General features: G+C 56.9%; 16 protein-coding genes and 1 pseudogene. 5 read left to right on the forward strand and 12 right to left on the reverse strand.

All coding sequences use genetic code 11. The features are described from left to right. Positions 1–35: 35 nt before the first annotated feature. Both lysS and prfB read right to left on the reverse strand, forming a co-directional pair. Positions 36–1,562, reverse strand: a complete 1,527-nt coding sequence (lysS, locus tag ACUN9Y_RS05540) for a lysine--tRNA ligase (RefSeq protein WP_445459688.1) — start codon at positions 1,560–1,562, stop codon at positions 36–38. Between the two features lie 164 nt (positions 1,563–1,726). Then, positions 1,727–2,825, reverse strand: a protein-coding gene (gene prfB, locus ACUN9Y_RS05545) for a peptide chain release factor 2 (RefSeq protein WP_445459689.1) whose coding sequence is annotated in 2 segments (ribosomal slippage) — positions 1,727–2,749 and positions 2,751–2,825 — 1,098 coding nt in all. Because the reading frame shifts where the segments join, the coding sequence is not laid out codon by codon here. A gap of 377 nt (positions 2,826–3,202) precedes the next feature. Here prfB and ACUN9Y_RS05550 point away from each other — a divergent pair. The 5 genes from ACUN9Y_RS05550 (at position 3,203) to ACUN9Y_RS05570 (ending at position 10,300) form a co-directional block, all read left to right on the forward strand. Beyond that, positions 3,203–4,825 (forward strand): peptide ABC transporter substrate-binding protein, encoded by a 1,623-nt coding sequence (locus ACUN9Y_RS05550; protein ID WP_445459690.1) that lies wholly within the window; start codon positions 3,203–3,205, stop codon positions 4,823–4,825. Positions 4,826–4,968: 143 nt separating this feature from the next. Next, the gene (locus tag ACUN9Y_RS05555) at positions 4,969–6,723 is read left to right on the forward strand and encodes a peptide ABC transporter substrate-binding protein (RefSeq protein ID WP_445459691.1); all 1,755 of its coding nucleotides are present in this window, start codon (positions 4,969–4,971) and stop codon (positions 6,721–6,723) included. Between the two features lie 64 nt (positions 6,724–6,787). Further along, positions 6,788–7,714, forward strand: a complete 927-nt coding sequence (gene oppB, locus ACUN9Y_RS05560; protein ID WP_445459692.1) for an oligopeptide ABC transporter permease OppB — start codon at positions 6,788–6,790, stop codon at positions 7,712–7,714. A 42-nt stretch (positions 7,715–7,756) separates the two neighbouring features. After that, positions 7,757–8,641, forward strand: coding sequence for an ABC transporter permease (locus ACUN9Y_RS05565; RefSeq protein WP_445459693.1), 885 nt, complete (start codon positions 7,757–7,759; stop codon positions 8,639–8,641). A gap of 24 nt (positions 8,642–8,665) precedes the next feature. After that, positions 8,666–10,300 carry an ABC transporter ATP-binding protein gene (locus tag ACUN9Y_RS05570; protein ID WP_445459694.1) on the forward strand — a complete coding sequence of 545 codons (1,635 nt, stop codon included), beginning with the start codon at positions 8,666–8,668 and terminating at the stop codon, positions 10,298–10,300. Positions 10,301–10,686: 386 nt separating this feature from the next. Here the strand turns inward: ACUN9Y_RS05570 and ACUN9Y_RS05575 are convergent, their stop codons facing one another. The 10 genes and pseudogenes from ACUN9Y_RS05575 to ACUN9Y_RS05620 form a co-directional block, all read right to left on the reverse strand. Continuing rightward, the gene (locus tag ACUN9Y_RS05575) at positions 10,687–11,109 is read right to left on the reverse strand and encodes a type II toxin-antitoxin system VapC family toxin (protein WP_445459695.1); all 423 of its coding nucleotides are present in this window, start codon (positions 11,107–11,109) and stop codon (positions 10,687–10,689) included. Further along, positions 11,106–11,348 (reverse strand): FitA-like ribbon-helix-helix domain-containing protein, encoded by a 243-nt coding sequence (locus ACUN9Y_RS05580; protein ID WP_445459696.1) that lies wholly within the window; start codon positions 11,346–11,348, stop codon positions 11,106–11,108. Before ACUN9Y_RS05580 ends, ACUN9Y_RS05575 begins: the two co-directional genes overlap by 4 nt. Positions 11,349–11,667: 319 nt before the next feature. Further along, positions 11,668–11,946 (reverse strand): PAAR domain-containing protein, encoded by a 279-nt coding sequence (locus ACUN9Y_RS05585; protein WP_445459697.1) that lies wholly within the window; start codon positions 11,944–11,946, stop codon positions 11,668–11,670. Positions 11,947–12,207: 261 nt separating this feature from the next. Beyond that, a complete protein-coding gene (locus tag ACUN9Y_RS05590) occupies positions 12,208–13,230 on the reverse strand; it encodes a DUF6708 domain-containing protein (RefSeq protein WP_445459698.1) in 1,023 nt (340 codons plus the stop codon). Between the two features lie 364 nt (positions 13,231–13,594). Continuing rightward, positions 13,595–14,515 carry a tetratricopeptide repeat protein gene (locus ACUN9Y_RS05595; RefSeq protein WP_445459699.1) on the reverse strand — a complete coding sequence of 307 codons (921 nt, stop codon included), beginning with the start codon at positions 14,513–14,515 and terminating at the stop codon, positions 13,595–13,597. Between the two features lie 75 nt (positions 14,516–14,590). Beyond that, a pseudogene (locus ACUN9Y_RS05600) lies at positions 14,591–14,899 on the reverse strand (transposase); the annotation flags it as partial. A gap of 141 nt (positions 14,900–15,040) precedes the next feature. After that, positions 15,041–15,958, reverse strand: coding sequence for a tetratricopeptide repeat protein (locus ACUN9Y_RS05605; RefSeq protein ID WP_445459700.1), 918 nt, complete (start codon positions 15,956–15,958; stop codon positions 15,041–15,043). A gap of 164 nt (positions 15,959–16,122) precedes the next feature. Next, entirely contained in the window at positions 16,123–17,169 is a 1,047-nt protein-coding gene (locus tag ACUN9Y_RS05610) for a DUF6708 domain-containing protein (RefSeq protein ID WP_445459701.1), read from the reverse strand. A 589-nt stretch (positions 17,170–17,758) separates the two neighbouring features. Next, positions 17,759–18,784: a DUF6708 domain-containing protein gene (locus ACUN9Y_RS05615; protein ID WP_445459702.1), complete on the reverse strand. Its 1,026-nt coding sequence runs from the start codon at positions 18,782–18,784 to the stop codon at positions 17,759–17,761. Positions 18,785–19,164: 380 nt separating this feature from the next. Then, complete coding sequence (locus ACUN9Y_RS05620) at positions 19,165–20,184, reverse strand: DUF6708 domain-containing protein (RefSeq protein ID WP_445459703.1); 1,020 nt, start codon at positions 20,182–20,184, stop codon at positions 19,165–19,167. Between the last annotated feature and the right edge of the window lie 332 nt (positions 20,185–20,516).

The raw sequence follows: 20,516 nt of genomic DNA on the forward strand, positions 1-20,516 counted from the left end.
GGCCCGGTGTCACGGCACAGCGTCGCCGGCGTGGATCATTCCACGACTTCGGGACGCATCGCCGGGAACAGCAGCACATCGCGAATCGAGGGGCTGTCGGTGAACAGCATCACCAAGCGGTCGATACCGATGCCCTCGCCCGCGGTGGGCGGCAGACCCACCTCGAGGGCACGCACGTAGTCGGCGTCGTAGTACATCGCCTCCAGGTCGCCCGCATCCTTCTCGGCGGCCTGGGCACGGAAGCGCTCGGCCTGATCCTCGGCGTCGTTCAGCTCCGAGAAGCCGTTGGCGATCTCGCGGCCGCCGACGAAGAACTCGAAGCGCTCGGTGACGAAGGGATCGGCGTCCATGCGCCGCGCCAGCGGGCTGACCTCGGCCGGGTATTCGGTGATGAAGGTCGGCTGGTCGAGCTTGGCCTCGGCGACCTCCTCGAAGATCTCGGTCTGCAGCTTGCCGAGCCCCCAGCCATCCTTGACCTTGATGCCCAGGCGCGCGGCCAGTGCACGCGCCGCCTCCAGCTCGTCGATATCGGCAGCCGAGACGCCGTCCGCGTGGGCCAGGATCGCCTCGCGCAGGGTCATGCGCACGAACGGCTGGCCCAGCTCGTAGATCGCGCCCTGGTAGGTCAATGTGGTGGTACCGAGCACCTTCTCGGCGATCTGACGCAGCATCGCCTCGGTCAGGTCCATCAGCTCCCGGTAGTCGGCATAGGCCCAGTAGAACTCGACCATGGTGAACTCGGGGTTATGCCGCGTCGACAGGCCCTCGTTGCGGAAGTTGCGGTTGATCTCGAAGACCCGCTCGAAGCCGCCCACCACCAGACGCTTGAGGTACAGCTCCGGGGCGATGCGCAGGTACATGTCGATATCGAGCGCGTTGTGGTGGGTGACGAAGGGCCGGGCCGAGGCGCCGCCAGGAATCTGCTGCAGCATCGGCGTCTCGACTTCCATGAAGCCGCGATCCTCGAAGAAGCGGCGCATGGCGCTGATGATGCCGGCACGCGTCTCGAACACCCGGCGCGAGTCCGGGTTCATGATCAAGTCGACGTAGCGCTGACGATAACGCGATTCCATGTCGGTCAGGCCGTGGAACTTGTCGGGCAGCGGGCGCAGGCTCTTGGTCAGCAGACGCGCCTCGCGCATCATCACGTACAAGTCGCCCTTGCCGGACTTGTGCACGGGCCCCGCGCCGGCAACGATGTCGCCGATGTCCCAGCCCTTGATCTCCTCAAGGGTCTCGGCCGGCAACCCCTTCTTGTCGACGTAGACCTGGATCTGGCCGCTGACGTCCTGGAGCACCACGAAGGGGCCACGCTTGCGCATCACCCGGCCGGCCACGGCGGCCTCGCGGCCAAGGCCTTCCAGGGCCTCCTTGTCGTGCTCGCCGAGCTCTTCGATCAGCTCGGCCGCCAGGCTGTCGCGACGAAAATCGTTGGGAAAGACGCTGCCCCCGTGCTCGGCGACGTGCTCACGACGGGCCGCCAGCTTGGCGCGACGCTCGGCGATCAAGCGGTTCTCTTCTTGCGCTACATCGACGGGGGAGGGATTGTCCTGGTTGGCCATGGCTACCTGTCTCGAATCGATCCGGGGGGCCTTCGTCGCCGCGGCGACGAAGGCCTCCCATGCGGCCCCGTCACGACGGGACGAATAAATGATGTGGGTCGCCGCCACGGAGCGTGGCGACGACACCAGAGAGCTGAGTTCCCAAGCGCGTTCTCGCCCTCGGATCAGAGCCCCTGCTTGAGGCTAGCGACGATGAACTGGTCGAGGTCACCGTCGAGCACCTTCTCGCAATTGCTCGACTGCACGCTGGTGCGCAGGTCCTTGATGCGCTGGTCATCCAGCACATAGGAGCGAATCTGGCTGCCCCAGCCGATATCGGCCTTGGCATCCTCGGCTTCCTGCTTGGCGGCATTGCGCTTTTGCATTTCCACCTCCCACAGCTTCGCCTTCAACTGTTTCATGGCGAAGTCGCGGTTGGCATGCTGGCTGCGCTGGTTCTGACACGACACCACCACGCCCGACGGCTCGTGGGTGATACGCACCGCGGAATCCGTGGTGTTGACGTGCTGGCCCCCGGCGCCACTGGAGCGGTAGGTGTCGACGCGCAGGTCCGACGGATTGATCTCGACCTCGAAGCTGTCGTCGATCTCCGGCGACAGAAACACCGAGGCAAACGAGGTGTGACGGCGACCGCCGGAGTCGAACGGACTCTTGCGCACCAGGCGGTGCACACCGGTCTCGGTGCGCAGCCAGCCGAAGGCGTAGTCGCCCTGGACGTGAATCGTCGCCGACTTGATCCCCGCCACATCACCGGCCGAGAGCTCGATGATCTCGGCCTTGAAGCCGTGACTCTCGGCCCAGCGCAGGTACATGCGCAGCAAGATGTTGGCCCAGTCCTGGGCCTCGGTGCCACCGGACCCGGACTGGATATCGAGATAGGCGTTATTGGCGTCCATCTCGCCGGAGAACATGCGCCGAAACTCGAGCTTCTCGAGCCCCGCCTGAAGCGAGGCAAGCTCAGCCTGAACTTCGCCGACGGTATCCTCGTCGTCTTCCATCTCGGCAAGCTCAAGCAGGTCACGGCTATCGCCGAGGCCTTGATCCAGCTCGTCGATGGTCGCGACCACCAGCTCCAGCGAGGCCCGCTCCTTGCCCAGTTTCTGGGCATAGTCCGGATCATTCCAGACGTTCGGGTCCTCGAGCTCGCGGGTGACTTCCTCTAGCCGATCTTTCTTTTCGGCATAGTCAAAGATACCCCCTCAGGACGTCTGTCCGTTCAGACAGGTCCTTGATGAGGTTGTGAATCGGATTGGTTTCCAACATGGGCGTCGCCTTTCCACATCCGCCGCCGTGCCCGTGCGTCACTGGTCCATCGAGCCGACTTGTCGGGCGAAGCCGCTAAGTCATGCCCGCTAGAAGCCGCGCGCGTCAGGGGGACGCGGATCAAAGGGAAAAAAACGGCCAACCGGGCCGCCATAAAGGGGAAGCATTGTAGCCAAAACGTCGTACGTCGTCATCCCGTGAACCACGACTCGACGCCACCCGCCGGGGGTCATCCACGAAATGAAAGACGCTATGAAAATTTTCACATGGACATGGCAGGCGCCAGCCGTGATGGTCTAAAGAAGGCCGGAGCGCTAAGCGAAATTAGCCCAATGTGCGCGTCCTGCCACAACAACAACCCACGCAAGGAACTCATCATGACCTCGATTCGTCCATCCTGGGCGCGCCTGGCGCTCGCCTCCGGGCTGTCCCTGTCGGCCCTCGCCATGGCGCCCACCGCCGCCCTCGCCGCTACCCTCGACCTTGGCGTGACCGGGGAGCTGGCCTCCTTTGACACCTCTCAGGTCTCCGGCGGTGTCTGGGAGTCCCAGGTGCTGATGGATGTCTACGAGGGCCTGGTCAAGAAGTCCCCCAGCGGCGAGATCCTGCCCGGCATGGCCAGTGACTGGGAGGTCTCGGAAGACGGCAAGACCTACACGTTCCACCTGCGCGAGGACGCCCGCTGGTCCGACGGCGAGCCGGTCACCGCCGCCGACTTCGTGTTCGGCTGGCAGCACCTGCTCGACCCGGCCAACGCTTCCAAGTACGCCTACATGCTGTACCCGGTGCAGGGCGCCGAGGCGGTCAATACCGGCGACAAGCCGCTTGAGGCGCTGGGCGTCGAGGCCCCGGACGCGAGCACCTTCGTCGTTCACCTCAAGGCACCGACCCCCTACTTCGTTCAGCTGCTGACCCACTACACGGCCTATCCCGCGCCGAAGCACACCTACGACGAATTCGGTCGCGAGTTCGTTGACCTGGACAATATCGTCACCAACGGCGCCTTCACGCCCCAGGAGTGGATCTCCCAGTCGCGCATCACGGTGAGCAAGAACCCCGAATACTACGATGCCGACGAGGTGGCCCTCGATGGCATCCGCTATCACACCATCGAAGACCGCAACGCCGGCGTCTCGCGCTTTCGCGCCGGCGAGCTCGACATCATGACCGAGTATTCCTCCAGCATGTACCCGCTGCTGAAAGAAGAAGTGCCCGAGGCCACCCACATGGCCACCTATCTCGGCAGCTACTACTACGTCTTCAACCACCGTGAAGGCCATCCCACCACCGACCCCAAGGTGCGTGAGGCGCTGAACATGGCGGTGCGCCGCAATGTGCTGTCACAGCAGATCATGGGCGGCACCTTCCAGCCGGCGCTGTCCTTCGTGCCCGACGGTATCAACAACTATGACGTGCAGACCGTCACCTTCACCGACGCCGACGGCAACGACATCACCGGCGACATGGATGCGCGCATGGCCCGGGCCAAGGCACTGCTGGAAGAAGCGGGCTACAGCTCCGACAACCCCCTCACCCTGCGCCTGCGCTACAACACCACCGACGAGCACAAGAAGATCGCCATCGCGGTGTCATCCATGTGGCGCCCGCTGGGAGTCGAGGTGGAACTCGTCAACGCCGAGGCCACGGTGCACTACCAGACCATCGCCGAGGGTGACTTCGACGTGGCCCGCGCCGGCTGGATCGCCGACTACAACGACGCCGAAAACTACCTGGCGCTGCTCCAGGCAGGGGCCGGAAACAACTACGGCGCCTATGCCAACGAGGAGTTCGACACCCTCTACGACGAGGCCGCCCAGACCCTGGATAGCGATGCGCGCAAGGCCCTTCTCGAGCAGGCCGAGGCACTGGCACTGAACGACAATGCCCTGGTGCCGATGCTGTACTACGTCTCGCGCAACCTGGTGAACCCGGCGATCTCCGGCTGGGAAGACAACATCGATGACGACCACCCCTCTCGCTGGATCTCGTTTGACGAGTAAGGCCGCTGGCACCTAGCACGATAAACCAGTGACGGCGGCCAGCCCTTGGCCGCCTTCGCCGGGATCCAGAGCCCGACAGACGAAAGGCCCGGCAGACGAAAGGCCCGGCTGACGAGAAGCCCGGCTAACGAGAGGATGACAGCATGCTGCCAAGACACCTGTTTCAGGGCCTGCGCCCTTTTGCTGCCAGGTCTGCTGCCAGGTCTGGCGCCGTGCGTGGCATGACGGCATCCGCCTTGGCGGCGATCGCCCTGCTGGGCGCCACCGAAAGCGCCCAGGCCGCCACCCTGCAGGTCGGCAACGGCGCCGAACCCGGCACCCTGGATCCGCAGCAGGTCAGCGGCAACTGGGAAAGCCGCATCACCCGAGAGCTGTTCGATCGCCTGATCGACTATGGCGCCGATGGCAGCCTGGTCCCGGGACTCGCCAGTTCCTGGGAGCTGTCAGACGACGGCACCACCTATACCTTTCACCTGCGCGAGGCCGAGTGGTCAGACGGCGAGCCGCTCACCGCCGACGACGCCGTGTATGGCTTTCGCCGGCTGCTGATGCCGGAGACCGCCAACCATAACGCCAACCTCTACTACCCCATCGTCAATGCCCGGGCGATCAATACCGGCCAGGCGCCGCCCGAGACGCTGGGCGTCGAGGCCCTGGACGATCAGACCCTGGTCATCCGCCTGTCCGAGCCCACCGCGTACTTCCTGCAGGCCCTGGCGATGACCGAGGCCGCCCCCCTGCCGCGCCACCTGATCGAAGGGGGCCCCGATGAATGGACTCGGCCCGGGGTCATGGTCTCGAGCGGCGCCTTCGTGCTCGCCGACTGGCGACCCCAGGATCGCATCGAGGTAGAGCGCAACCCCCGCTACTACGCCGCCGACGAGGTGGCGCTGGACGGCGTGGTCTTCCATGCCATCGAAGACCCTAGCGCCGCGCTTAATCGCTTCCGCGCCGGTGACCTGGATATCTCCTACTCCGGCGTGCCGTCCTCCCGCTTCTCCTGGGTGCAGGACAACCTGCCGGACGCCCTGAAGGTCGGGCCGCTGACCGGCAGCTACTTCTATATGGCCAATGTGCGCGGCGGCCAGCCGCTTAGCGATGCTCGCATTCGCGAAGCGCTGAACCTGGCCCTGCGCCGCGAGGTGATCACCGAACGCCTGATCGGCATGGGCCAGACGCCTTCCTACTGGTACGTGCCGCGTTCGGTGAGCGGCTCTTCCCAGGGCCGGCTCGGCCTCGGCGACGAGCCCCTGGCCGCGGCCGATATGCCAGCGCGCCTTGCACGGGCCCGGCAACTGCTCGAGCAAGCCGGCTACGGCCCGGAGCGACCGCTACGCCTGACGCTCTCCTACAACACTCTGGAAGATCACAAGAAGATCGCCGTGGCCATCGCCGCCATGTGGAAACCGCTCGGCGTCGAGCTAGAACTGATCAACCGCGAGGCCGCCGTACACTTCGCCACCCTGCGCCAGGGCGACTTCGAGCTTGCCCGCTATGGCATGATCGCCACCGTCGACGATCCGTTTGATTTCCTGAATGCCTATGCCACCGGCGGCTCGGCGGCCACCAGTACCGGATTCGATGATCCCGACTACGACGAACTGGTGCGCCGTAGCACCCTGGAACTCGATCCCGCCAAGCGCGCCGCACTCATGACCGAGGCCGAGCAGCGCCTGCTCGACGCCAACGTGCTGCTGCCGATCTATGACTACATCAGCGCCCATCTCGTGTCGCCGCGGGTGCAGGGCTGGCAGTCCACCGCCCTGGACGTGCACCCGCTGCGCTACGTGTCCAAGCCCGTATCCAAACCCGCGACCGAGGACGATGGCGGCCGCGGCGATGACGGCGACGATGACGGCGACGATGACGGCGGCAAACGCCAGGAGACCCAACCATGACGCGCCCTCAGCCCGTCACTTCACCCTTCACTTCACTCTTCCTTTCACCCCAGGAGCCCCGGCGATGCTGATGTATACCTTGAAGCGCCTCGCCCAGGCGATTCCGACGATGCTGATCGTCATCACCATCGCCTTCTTCCTGATGCGGGTCGCCCCCGGCGGCCCCTTCGACGGCGAACGCGCGCTGCCCCCGGAGATCGAGGCCAACCTGATGGCGGCCTATCACCTGGACGAACCCCTGTGGCAGCAGTACATCCGCTACCTGGGAAATATTGTCCAAGGCGATTTCGGCCCCTCGTTCAAGTACAAGGACTTCAGCGTCAGCGAGCTGATCGCCCAGGGCTTTCCGGTCAGCCTCGAGATCGGCGGCCTGGCGATTCTGCTCGCCCTGCTCATCGGCCTGCCACTCGGCATCATCGCCGCGCTCAAACGCAACACCGCCATCGACTACACGGTGATGGGCACCGCGCTCGCCGGTATCGCGGTGCCCAACTTCGTCGTCGCGCCCCTGCTCGCCCTGGTGTTCGGGGTACTGCTCGGTTGGCTACCGGCGGGAGGCTGGAACGACGGCGCCCTGCCCAACCTGGTGCTGCCGGTGATCGCGCTGTCGATCCAGCAGATCGCCTACATCGCGCGGATGATGCGGGCCAGCATGATCGAGGTGATGGGCAGCCACTACATTCGCACCGCCCGGGCCAAGGGGCTGACCGAGACCGAGGTGGTCTGGCGCCATGCCCTGCGACCGGCGCTGCTGCCGGTCACGTCATATCTCGGCCCGGCCATCGCCGGCATCATCACCGGCTCCGTGGTCATCGAACAGATCTTCGGTATCCCCGGCATCGGCCGCTATTTCGTCCAGGGCGCGCTCAACCGCGACTACACCCTGGTGATGGGCACCGTGGTGTTCTATGGCGCCTTGATCGTACTCATGAACCTGATTGTCGACCTGATCTACTCGGCCCTCGATCCGCAGATTCGCTATGACGACTGACGTAACGAATTCCCCGCGCCACCCGTGCTGGAGACCCCTGCCATGACCGCATCGACCCTCGAGGCGAGCCCCGCCGTCGCCGGCGAGAGCCTCGGTAAAGACGCCTGGCGGCGCCTGTCACAGAACCGCGCCGCCATGGTCAGCCTGGCCCTTCTAGGCCTGGTCACCCTGGCCTGCATCGTCGGGCCCTGGCTGACCCCCTGGGGGCTCGCCGACGTCGACTGGAACGCCTTCGACACCGGCCCGACCCTGGAAGGCGGCCACTGGCTCGGCACCGACGCCAACGGCCGCGACCTGCTTACCCGCACCCTGTATGGCGGTCGCGTGTCGCTGTCCGTGGCTCTGGTCGCGACCTTCGTAAGCCTGGTGATAGGCGTACTCTACGGCGCCATCTCCGGCTACGTCGGCGGACGGCTCGACAACCTGATGATGCGCTTCGTCGACATCATGTACTCGCTGCCGTTCATGTTCCTGGTGATCCTGCTGATGGTGGTGTTCGGGCGCAACATCTTCCTGATCTATGCCGCCATCGGCGCCGTCGAGTGGCTCGACATGGCGCGTATCGTGCGCGGCCAGACCCTGGCGCTGAAGCAGCGCGAGTTCATCGAGGCCGCCCACGCCCTCGGCGTCAAGGACGGCAAGATCGTCACCCGCCATCTGATCCCCAACGCCATCGGCCCGGTCATCGTCTACGTCACCCTGACCGTGCCCAAGGTCATCCTGCTCGAGAGCTTTCTGTCGTTTCTCGGCCTCGGCGTTCAGGAACCGCTGACCAGCTGGGGGGTGCTGATCTCGGAGGGTACAGACATGATGCAGACCTCGCCGTGGATGCTGCTGGTGCCCTCGGTCTTCTTGGCCCTGACCCTGTTCTGCCTGAACTTCCTCGGCGACGGCCTGCGCGATGCCCTCGACCCCAAGACGCGCTAACTCAGCCCAGCAATGGAGATCGCCATGAGCGACACATCAACGCACGACACCAGCGAAGGGCCGGTAACGCCCCTGCTCGAGGTCGATGGGCTGTCGGTGGACTTCGACCTGCCCCACGGCGCCGTGCCCGCGGTGAAGAGCGTCAGCTTCACCATCGCACCCGGCGAGACCCTGGCCCTGGTCGGCGAGTCCGGCTCCGGCAAGTCGGTGACCTCGACCGCCGCCATGCGCCTGCTGCCGGACCTGGCCCGGACCCGCGGTGCGATTCGCTTCAAGGGCGAGGACCTGCTTGCCGCCACGTCCAAGCGCATGCGCCGGATTCGCGGCGGCAACATCGCCATGATCTTTCAAGAACCGATGACCTCGCTCAATCCGTTGCACCGCATCGGCGACCAGATCAAGGAGGTACTCGACCGCCACCAGAAGCTCAAGGGCCGCGCCGCCACTGCCAAGGCCATCGACCTGCTCAACCAGGTCGGCATCCCCGAGCCCGAGCGGCGCGCCCGGAGCCTGCCCCATGAGCTTTCCGGCGGCCAACGCCAGCGCGTGATGATCGCGATGGCACTGGCCGGTGAGCCCGAGCTATTGATCGCCGACGAGCCCACCACGGCGCTGGACGTCACCGTTCAGGCCCAGATTCTGGAACTGCTCAAGGATCTGCAGCGCCGCTACGGCATGGCAATTCTATTTATCACCCACGACCTGACCATCGTGCGTCACTTCGCCGACCGGGTGTGCGTCATGCGCCGGGGCGAGCTCGTCGAGAGCGGCGAGACCCAGGCACTGTTTCGCGACCCACGCCATGAGTACACCCGCATGCTGATCGACGCCGAGCCGCGCGGGCGCAAGGCCATGGTGGCCGACACCGAGCCCATGCTGATGCAAGCGAGTGACCTGCGGGTGCGCTTCGCGCTGAAAAAACGCCTGTTTGGGCCGAGCGACTACTTCGAGGCCGTGCGCGGCATCAGCCTGTCGATTCGGCGCGGCCAGACCGTGGGCATCGTCGGCGAATCCGGCTCAGGCAAGTCGACTCTGGGGCGTGCCCTACTGCGCCTACTGAAGAGCAAGGGCGAGATTCACTTCGGCGACACGCGCATCGACACCCTCGACAAGAACGCCATGCGACCGCTGCGCTCGCGCCTCCAGGTGGTCTTTCAGGACCCCTACGGCTCGCTCTCGCCGCGCCTGACGGTGGGCGAAGTGATCGGCGAAGGGCTCAAGGTCCACGCCCCGCACCTGACCCGCGCCCAGCGTGACCGCGAGGTCATGGCGGCACTAGAGGAAGTCTCACTCGACCCGTCCATGCGCAACCGCTACCCCCACGAGTTCTCCGGTGGCCAGCGTCAGCGCATCGCCATTGCCCGCGCCCTGGTGCTAAAGCCCGAGTTCCTGCTGCTGGACGAGCCGACCTCGGCGCTGGACCGTTCGGTGCAGGTCACGGTGATCGACCTGCTGCGCGATCTACAGCACAAGCACGGCCTGACGTACCTGTTCATCAGCCACGACCTGGCCGTGGTCCGCGCGCTATCGGATACCGTGCTGGTCATGAAGGACGGCGAAGTGGTGGAACAGGGCAGCGCCGAAGCGCTGTTCGCCAACCCGAAGACCGAGTACACCCAGCGCCTGCTGGCCGCCGCCATGCTCGATGACGTGGCCTGATCGAGGCTCGTCGGCCGAAGGGCCGACGAGCACTCGCTCGAAGGTAAAAAAACTCAACGCTGAACGCTCAAATCCTTGAAGGCTTGACGGCCGCGACGACAGAACGCCGCCCCGGCGATGTTGGCCGATGAACACGGCTGTCTCTTTGCACAGAACTGTGTGTAAAACATCATAAAGACCCGACCTGTGAAACGCCACGCGAGTATTGCCACCGGCCACCCGTCGGCTCCAACGCCTAAGTGCGAGCAGAGGCCGTGCACCATTCGGTTAACACCCCTATTCGCTAGGGTCGTGAATAAGGCGGGTGGAATGCGCAAAAATCGGTGGCAAAAGAATACCTGACCACTACATCCGAACCAGCCGCCGTACCGTCGGTGATACCGGTATTAGCCCATTTCCCACGGGTTGATCGTCTCGACGCTGAAGGTCTCGAAATCCTTTATATTGCGTGTCGCCAATTCCGCTCCATACTGGATGCAGATGGCCGCAATCTGGGCATCGGCCATGTGAACCTGCCTTCCAGCACTCTCACTGGCAGCGACTTGCTCTGCGTAGTGAATCGCAGCCCCGCTATCGAACGATAGAATGCGTCCTGAGAAATCTTCCTCGAACATTGCCGCCGCCTTGGCCGCAAAGCTACGCTTGCGCCTACCGTCTGGCAGGCGCTCGATGCCATAGAGAATTTCTGCAATTGTAATAGCGGAAATGGTAACGGAATTAGCGTCCTGCCTATCCAGCCAGTCGATAACCCGAGCGTCCGGCTTGGGCCGCATCAGTTCGGATAGCACATTGGTATCAAGAACTATCATGCGCCGAAGCCCGAATCACGAGGCGTATCAGACCTTGGCGGCACGTCCAGTTCGATACCTTCCGCATCTGCGAATCGCTCACGTATGCGAGTCCCTAGCCCCTTTGCCTTAGGCTGATTCAGGGCACGACGCAAAATGATACGGACCTCTTCCTCCATGGAATGGCCATGCCTGGCCGCCTCCATGCGAAGCTGGGCCTTCAACTCTTCATCCAAATTGCGAATCGTGATCGATGCCATGCCAACCTCATCATATGATTGCATTGATATCAATGATAGCGCAGAGCAAACGCGTGCGCCTATGCATGGCAACAGATGTCATGCTGGCTGATTCATGAGGACAGCCTGAAAACAAGGATAGCGAATGGTATTCTCGTGAAAAATCAGAACGTTCCGACAAGAACCTCATTCCAGAGGACCACTCGCCACCGTCGTTTCTATACACGCCCGGTGACGTAAGGCGGATCGAAGGTTTGACGGCCTCGACGACAGAACGCCGCCTCGGCGAAGGCGGTAACGCCACCGAAAGTGGCCGGCAACCGGGGTCGACAACACCGCCTCACCCCAGGCCATGCACCCCACCGGCTGCGGAGATCAGCGTCGCCCCACAGGCGGTGTGGCAGCCATGAAAGGCCACGCTCTTGCCGTTGATGGTTATCGTCGGATGCCCCTCGATAATGCTGCACACCCCATGCCCCTTCTGCGGGCACGCGACCATATCCCCCACCACCGCCACCGCCGTCCCGTTCAGCAGATAATTGGATTGCGCGGAAATGACCTTCCCGCCATGGGAAGTGGCATCGCCCAACACGATGACACCGTCTCCAGAACCAAACATGGCAAACACTCCTTGTTGATGTGTCGCGCAGTAGCCAGCCGAAAGTCGACCACATGGACGACGTTTAGTCTAATTGTCGGATCCCGACTAGTTAATGACTCACCTGTGAAAAAGCCCAGGGCGTTTTTGGCCAGTTTTCATCGTCCCATAGAGCCTAGGGATTGAGCTTATTCATCATATTGACCATGACAGCCAGCGCGTCGCTGAACACCCCGGTGCTCTGCGCCGGCTTGACCAGAAAAATCGTTCTTGGCTCGGCGTTTAAACCAATAACTCCTGCACCAAGAAGGTGAGCCCAACTCCCAGCACACCAAGTCCTACAAAAAAGCAGATCAGCGGCCAACCGAATTCCCAGAAGTCGTACTTTCCATTATCACGCCAATCCTTCTGATAGGGGTCGTCAGGATCAATTGGGCAGGCAGCCTCTATCTCTTCCGGCCAACGCGGGACCTTGCACGTGCACATGGCAAACCAGCGTCCAAGAATGGTTAAGGCGGCTATGGGCGACACAAGTAACTGGACAAATGGATGATTAGCAGTTGAGGCAAAAACACGGACCACCCCAAACGAAAAACCTTCCCTTCGGCCATCTATGGGAAGTAACATTCCGACGCCGTCTTGAACTTTCTCTAAACCGTCAGGATCCTCCATATAGATCCTGACATACTCCCAAAATTGCAACGCGTCATTCGCGCCCCCAAGACAAGGGCATCCAAGTGTAAAGGTCTCTTTAACAACTTCCCCGCTCTCATCTAACACATGAGCACGAATATCAAATGAAACCTGACCTATAGTCAATTTATTCTTTACTCTACACAGAAAAAGACTATCCCAATCTGCTCGAATCACCGACCCGTCTGGCCGGTACGCATACACCTTTCTATCTTTCCTGTTCAGCCGAACAGGATAGTGCGTCATCCGAAACGCATCCATGCTAACAACCCAGGCAAATAAACAAGCGCACAATGAAAACAAAACAACAATAAATGACCCAGCAACCCACACGTCCAACTCGTTCTTCTCAAACATCAACAATACAACGGTAACAATGGAAAACAAAAGGGGAGCAAAAAAAATAATACCAAGCCACGAAGAAAAACCTTTCCATGGATACCAACGGTCCACCAACTCCATATACGTACTATTTAACTTTATCGTAGACAACCAATCAAAAGGATCAAGTTCTTCTGACCGGTTCGTGTCCAAACTCTCAACCCGCTCCTCGTCACTCAGCGGCCGATTAATCTTATACGCATTAAATCTATTAAGACCGGTAAAATCCATCTAATTAACAGCCCTGCAGGGAGGTCCCTGCTGTCGCAACACTAGAAACTTTCTCACCGGACTTACCCCCGATATTTTTCATTGCCAGCTCGGATTTCTCCGTTTCATCTACATCGGCCAGCAGGGAGACGAGCGCTAGTCGCAACGGAAAAGAGACTGGACACTTAACAATCGAACCCCTGAAGGCTTGAAGTCCGCGACGACAGGCGTCTAAACCATTAGTGTCGACGTCACCTGACCGATGCTCCGGGTGAAGTTGCTTCACCATTTCTGCCCACACACTGGTGCTAGCAGGTCCCTGAATCCGTGGTGCCGGTGTCGACACCACGGATTCAGGATAAGGCTTTGGATAGCGGCAAGAGGTTTATCGAAAGCTACCGTCTGCCTGGTGCTCAAGATTGTAATAGCTTGGTACAAATATATTATGTTCCTCTTGCCATTCACGAGATTGGCGTATAGCTTCACTGATCTGTTCACTAGTCATTTCTTCGGCCAAACGAGCTTTATCATCTGCGCCAGAAGGGTCAATAAGGTCATAGTATTTATATGCCTGCACAAGGTCTTTTTCAGTCCCTAGCCCCCTCTCATAAAAACGCGCAAGCCACTCGAATGCATTTACATCTACACCATAGCGAGACTCTGACCATTTGTATGCCCAGGCACGAGCCGCTTCAAAATCTCTATCCACCAACTCACCTTGTGCGTATACACTTGCTAAAGACATAGCCGACTTTATGTCTCCTGAATTTGCAGCCATCTCAAGCCAAAACAATCCCTTTTCTACATTCATCTCAAGGAGACTTGACCATTGTTCACTGCCCCCTAAACAAGCTCGCCCCAGCGCTCGCTGAGATAGTAGAAGTCCCATTTCAGCAGACTTCCTGAGATACATAAGTGATTTACCATGATTCACTTCAACACCAACACCCTTTAAATAAATGCTGGCCAATGTATAACCGGCATCAGCCGCTCCATCCTCCCAAGCATCAAGAAGATAACCTCTTCCTCTGTTAAAGTCCCGACGCACTCCCCATTTTTCATCGCCATTAATAAAAATAATCCCTAACAGATAGTTAGCTTTAACGCTCTGCTCGCCACCACTCTGATCACTAGCCTCAAACAACAGTTCTTCAAGTGAAGAATCCTTTAAGTCTTGGCCATACTCATTCTCGACAGGGTTACTGTAAATCACCTCACTAAAAGCGCTAGGCGTCCCAAAAGAAAAAAGGCACAATAAAAAAGCAACCTTATAGAAGCATCGTGAATCTAGCAATTTTTCTACCATGTCCTAATCCATAATCCCGAAAAACAACAACCAGGCTGACATTCTTCCCTAAATGATCGTCTTCGTAGTTAGCCGTTATCGATACACAACACCCACCTTCGCCGCTACCAGTAATAACTGGCGGATTCGACTTGTCATTTTTCGGTTCTTCTCCACTTCATGTGGATTTAACCTGTCAGGCAGACGTCCCTCCGGGCTGCCAATCAGATAGTTCATGGCGATGAAGCTGGCCTCGTTCCGATAACCACGTGCGTGTGAACGCGCGGCCTGGAAAAAACGATTCATACCCTCCAGGCGCGCGTTGGTCAGGCCGGAGGTCCGACGCCTCACCACTTGCTCTGAACGTCGTGCTAGGGTGGCCAGTGCCTTCGCCATTTCAGCCCAGACACTGGTACTGGCTGGCCCCTAGGTCCGTGGTGCCGGCATCGGCACCACAGATTCAGGAATCTAGTCGTATGGGTTCGGATATGGATTTGGATATGGATATGGAAAGCTACCTATCGAAAGCTACCTATCGAAAACTACCTATCGAAAACTACCGTCTTCCTGATATTCGAGATTATAGTAGCTTGGCACAAACGTATTATGCTCTTCCTGCCAGGCTCGGGACTGCCGAATCGCCTCAGCGATCTGCTCATCGGTCATTTCTTCCGCTAGGCGGGCCTTACCATCTGCTCCTGCCGGGTCCATCAAATCATAAAATTTGTAAGCTTGAACCAAATCCCTTCCAACACCTAACCCTTGTTCATAGAAGCGCGCTAGCCAAGAAAATGCATTCGGGTCGGTACCATACTGGGATTCGGCCCACTTATATGTCCATTCGCGCGCCGCTACAAAATCCTTCTCGACTAGCTCTCCTTTAGCATAAATACTTGCAAGGGACATTGCAGATTTCAAATCACCCGAGTTAGCCGCACGCTCCAATAAAGCCAGGCCACAAGATACATCTTGTCCAACTTGGTCTTCCCAATCCTCTTCCTCACCTATATAAGCCCGACCGAGTTCTCTCAAGGAAAGAAGAAATCCCATGTTAGAAGATTCTCGCAAATACTCGAGCGCCAGCTCCGAATCTCTCGTCACACCAAGGCCTTGCAAATAAATATGTGCCAATGTATACCCTGCATCAGCGGCACCATTCTTCCATGCACTCTGAAGGAGTGTCAGGCCCTGATCAAGATCACGTTCAACCCCCCACCGCTCATATCCTTTTGTATATAACAACCCAATAATATACTGTGCTTTTACGGCGGCTTCTGTCACGGGAATCTGAGATGACGCCCTCTCGAAGTCTTGAAGCGTCCCCTCTCTTAAATCTTCACCATACTCTCGGCCATCTGGATTTTCGTAGATAATATCAGAAACTGCCATCTGCGAAAAAAGAAAGAAAATGAGAACAATTGAAAAACGAAAAGTGCATCTCAAACAAGGCTTGCTTCTGTCCACTTCTCGCCTCCCCAAAAAAGAGAACATGTAGTCGAACACCTTCTCCAATGGATAGACTGACGAAGGAGGCTTCTGCAGTAATCAAAGCATAGCCCCTCTTCGTCAACTGGACATTCGAGACCCTACAGCCAGCTTGACCAAAAAAATCGGTCATGCTTCGGCGTTTAAGCCAATAACTCTCGCACCAGGAAGGTGAGCCCTACTCCCAACACACCAAGCCCTACAAAAAAGCAGATCAATGGCCAACCTAATTCCCGGAAGTCGTACTTTCCATTGTCACGCCAATCCTTCTGATAGGGGTCGTCAGGATCAACTGGGCAGGCAGCCTCTATCTCTTCCGGCCAACGCGGGACCTTGCACGTGCACATGGCAAACCAGCGTCCAAGAACCTCTAATGCCGCCATTGGGGAGATCAACATCTGCACAAAAAGATGATTGGCAGTAGTCGCAAAGACACGGACGACTCCAAATATAAAACCTTCCTTTCGACCATCTATAGGAGGGCAAATTTTTGTCACCTTATAGCACCCCTCAACATTATCATTTGCCATATAGCGTCGAATATACTCCCACAACATCAGCAACGACTCCCTATCGCCATGGTCAGGATATGCCAACGTAAATGTATCTTCGATAGTTTTTCGATCTTCTCCTAGCACATGGACCCTAATATCATAAGACACTTGCCCCATCGTCAACTGATTCTTTACTTCAAAAATAAAAAGGTCCTCCCATTTGGCCTGAATAATAGTGCCATTCGGCCGGAAAGCATACACATCCCTAGTCTTTCTATTGAGACGAATGGGATAATGAGTTTGGCGGAACGCATCCATACTAATCCCCCAGGCCGCAACCCACACACATAACGAGAAAATGGCGATAACTAAAGCCCCGCCCAGCCACATTGACAAACTATTCTTTTCGATCATTAGCCATAAAAATGCAAAAATCGTCACCAAAAATGGCACAAAAAACAGCATCCCCAACCATGTAGAGAATCCTTTGCGAGCATACCAGCGATCAACAACCTCTAAATACGTATCATTGATCTTTATTACTGAAATCCAATCAACAATTTCCTCGCTGACCGAACTATACTTATCGAGCTCTACCGACATCTCGTCATAACTTATAGCCCGACCAACTTTATACGCATTAAATTTATTTAGCCCTGTAAAATCCACTCCCCCCCCCCCCCTAAAGACAAGCATGGCAATGTCTCACGCCTATCTCCATTATTGGCTTCGACACTCATCTCTTTCGTAGCTACCGATCCCGAGTGATTAATGACTCGTCTGTGAAAAATATCAGAGCACTTTTCAATCAGTACATCATCGCCGTTATCGGTGGCTGGTGGTGTAGCGCTTTCTGCTGGGTGCAGTAAATGCAGATTCAACAGCAACGCTTGGACGTTTTCTCAAGATCCTCCCTTGATTCGCACCGACGGTGACCAGTACAGCGCTGATGCCGCCATTGAAGCGTTCTACCATCCCTTTAGGCTGGGGGTATCCCGGACGGATGAGCCAATATTCCACGTGATGCTGTTGAAGAGATTTTCCGAAGAAATATAGCCCTATTGACTTGCGTCTATCGTCCGATGGCCAGGGACGTCCTCGATCTCAGTACGAATTTTGAGTACTGTCTTCCCTGGCTTACACAAGCTTAGTATCCATCTCAATGCTTCTGGGCGAACTGACGAAGGAGGCTTCTGCAGCAATCAAAGGATAGCCCCTCTTCGTCAATTGGACACTCGAAACCCTACAGCCAGACTGACCAGAAAAATCAGTCTTGGCTCGGCGTTTAAGCCAATAACTCTCGCGCCAAGAAAGTGAGCCCAACTCCCAGCACACCAAGCCCTACAAAAAAGCAGATCAGCGGCCAACCGAATTCCCGAAAGTCGTACTTTCCATTGTCACGCCAATCCTTCTCGTAGGGGTCGTCGGGATCAATCTGACAAGCAGCTTCTATTTCTTCCGGCCAGCGCGGCACTTTGCTTGTATACATGGCAAACCAGCGACCTAAAACATTCAGCGAAAGCAGCCATGAGAATAACAACTGACCTATAAAAGGCCACTTCGCCGCCACTGAAAAAGACGAAAAAATCCCGAACGCCATTCCTTCTCTATTTTCGTATACGGGCAAACAAAGCTCCACATTCCGATAACCCTCTTTTACACCATCGCCCGCCTCCATATAAGCACGAATAAACTCCCACAAATTCAGAAGCCCATCCTTATCTCCAAGGTGAGGATAACCGAGGGTAAAAGTATCTACTACGGTCACACCATCATCAGCGAGAACGTGCGCTCGGATATCATTAACCTCCAACGCCATTGACGACTCACTAGAAACCGAGCATATAAAAAGATCATCCCAGCATGCATGAATAACAGTTCCATCAGGGCGAAAGGCATAAACCCTTCTTGACTTTCTATTCAAGCGAATCGGGTAGTGCGTGTAGCGAAAGGCATCCAATCTAATCGTGCAAACGGAAAGAAGAAAAAAAAATAGACAAAGCGCTATTATTACTCCAGCAAAAAACCAACCGGCTGTCTCGTTTCGCTGCAAGGCGGCCAAAAAAATCCCTATTGCTAATCCCGAGGAAATAAGAAGGACCATGCCCCCAAGCCAAACCGAGAACCCTTTCCAAACATACCATCGATCCACAAGGTCTAAATATGTACTATTAATCCTGATAACCGACATCCAGTTCAAGGGATGGCTACTAGCACATCGACCTTGGTCCAAACGTCCTTTTTTCTCATCCTCTTTTAAGCAACGATTTACCTTATAAGAAGAAAATCTTCCCAAACCCGTATAATCCATCTCTCACCCCGCATGCGGAATAGATTCTGCTGTCGAATTTCGGGATGAACTATTCACACATCTGACTCCAAGTTCCTTCATTGAAAACTCAAGCTGTTTCATTTCTTCCTCTATGTTTTTGTCTTTCTCGCCAGACGATTTTCAAAAAATACAGAGTTACATCCAGTCGTGAAGCGAATCATCTTTAATAAAGTCTATACATACCGAAAAACCTATCGCAAAACCACCAAGACAATACCAACCCCGGCAGATGACAAAACCATCCCAATAACTAGAGAACTTCCCCAAAAACTCGACCTAGAAAAAATTGACTCTTCGTCAATTGAACATTCGAGACCCTACAGCCAGACTGACCAAAAAAATCGGCCGTGGCTCGGCGTTTAAGCCAATAACTCCCGCACCATGAAGGTGAGCCCAACTCCCAGCACACCAAGTCCTACAAAAAAGCAGATCAGCGGCCAACCGAATTCCCAGAAGTCGTACTTGCCATTATCACGCCAATCCTTTTGATAGGGGTCGTCGGGATCAATCGGGCAAGCAGCTTCTATTTCTTCCGGCCAGTGCGGCACTTTGCTTGTATACATGGCAACCCATCGACCGATCGTCGTCATCGACCAAATCGGAGAAAATAAAAACTGTCCGAAAAAAGGCCATTTGACCATCGAAGAAAAGGTGCGAATCAATCCGAATCTCACTCCCTCTCGACGTCCATCAATGGGCATACAAATCTCGGCAATATCAGAGCAAATCTTGACGCCCTCCGGGTCTTCCATATATCGGCGGATATACTCCCAAAGCTTCATAGCCCCAGCATCATCGCCAAGAAATGGATACCCGATTGCGAAGGTGTCAGTTACCGTTTGACCATCCTCCCCTAACACATGAGCTCGAATATCACTGGAATTAAACACGGAGGAAGAATCGGGCACTAAAAATATAAAAAGACGATCCCAGTCCACACAAAAAACACTCCCATCATGACGAAAAACATAGACTTTTCGTGTCTTTCTATTCAGCCTGACGGGATAATGAGTCAGACGTAGGATATCATGGCGCATCAACCACCACCCGACCAATGAAAACAAAAACAAGACCAGAGAAAATAACACTCCGGTCACTAACATAACCCCCTCCTCCTTAAAAGAAGAGAATAAAAATAAAAGCGAAAAAACTAAAGGCGGAATTCCTATCACACCTCCCATCCATGCCGAAAACCCTCTGATACAGTACCAGCGATCCACAACTTCAACATAAGAACTATTTATTTTTATCACGGAAAGCCAGTCTATTAAATCATCACTTGCTGACTCTTTTTGATTTAACCACCCTTTTTTCTCCGCATCGGTTATCGGCCTACCAACTTTGTAGGCTGTGAAGCGATTCAACCCGGTGAAATCCATTAGCAGCCTTCCCTTGTCAAAACCCCGACGTCAGCACTGGCGCCACTTTCACTTACCTTAGTAACACCCAACTCATTCATAGCCAACTTGGACCTTTCTATCTCCTGGTCAAAATACTCGCAGCGCCTTTTATCGGACAACAGGCCGACGAGCGCTAGCCACGATGGTCAAGAAGTTACACACTGAGAGATAAAAACCTTGGGGGCTTGAAGGCCGCGACGACAGAGAGTTGTCTCGGCGAGGGCAGTAAAGATACTGTCAATGGCCAAGCAACAGGTGCCTAACACCTGACGCTGTTGAAGAGATTTTCCGAAGAAATACAGCCCTGTTGA

The sequence above is a fragment of the Halomonas sp. V046 genome (assembly GCF_052645355.1).

Bases quoted from the DNA above. Each gene is read 5' to 3' on its own strand.
- lysS (WP_445459688.1), bottom strand. From the start codon at position 1,562: ATGGCCAACCAGGACAATCCCTCCCCCGTCGATGTAGCGCAAGAAGAG.
- ACUN9Y_RS05550 (WP_445459690.1), top strand. From the start codon at position 3,203: ATGACCTCGATTCGTCCATCCTGGGCGCGCCTGGCGCTCGCCTCCGGG.
- ACUN9Y_RS05555 (WP_445459691.1), top strand. From the start codon at position 4,969: ATGCTGCCAAGACACCTGTTTCAGGGCCTGCGCCCTTTTGCTGCCAGG.
- oppB (WP_445459692.1), top strand. From the start codon at position 6,788: ATGCTGATGTATACCTTGAAGCGCCTCGCCCAGGCGATTCCGACGATG.
- ACUN9Y_RS05565 (WP_445459693.1), top strand. From the start codon at position 7,757: ATGACCGCATCGACCCTCGAGGCGAGCCCCGCCGTCGCCGGCGAGAGC.
- ACUN9Y_RS05570 (WP_445459694.1), top strand. From the start codon at position 8,666: ATGAGCGACACATCAACGCACGACACCAGCGAAGGGCCGGTAACGCCC.
- ACUN9Y_RS05575 (WP_445459695.1), bottom strand. From the start codon at position 11,109: ATGATAGTTCTTGATACCAATGTGCTATCCGAACTGATGCGGCCCAAG.
- ACUN9Y_RS05580 (WP_445459696.1), bottom strand. From the start codon at position 11,348: ATGGCATCGATCACGATTCGCAATTTGGATGAAGAGTTGAAGGCCCAG.
- ACUN9Y_RS05585 (WP_445459697.1), bottom strand. From the start codon at position 11,946: ATGTTTGGTTCTGGAGACGGTGTCATCGTGTTGGGCGATGCCACTTCC.
- ACUN9Y_RS05590 (WP_445459698.1), bottom strand. From the start codon at position 13,230: ATGGATTTTACCGGTCTTAATAGATTTAATGCGTATAAGATTAATCGG.
- ACUN9Y_RS05595 (WP_445459699.1), bottom strand. From the start codon at position 14,515: ATGGTAGAAAAATTGCTAGATTCACGATGCTTCTATAAGGTTGCTTTT.
- ACUN9Y_RS05610 (WP_445459701.1), bottom strand. From the start codon at position 17,169: ATGCTTGTCTTTAGGGGGGGGGGGGGAGTGGATTTTACAGGGCTAAAT.
- ACUN9Y_RS05615 (WP_445459702.1), bottom strand. From the start codon at position 18,784: ATGGATTATACGGGTTTGGGAAGATTTTCTTCTTATAAGGTAAATCGT.
- ACUN9Y_RS05620 (WP_445459703.1), bottom strand. From the start codon at position 20,184: ATGGATTTCACCGGGTTGAATCGCTTCACAGCCTACAAAGTTGGTAGG.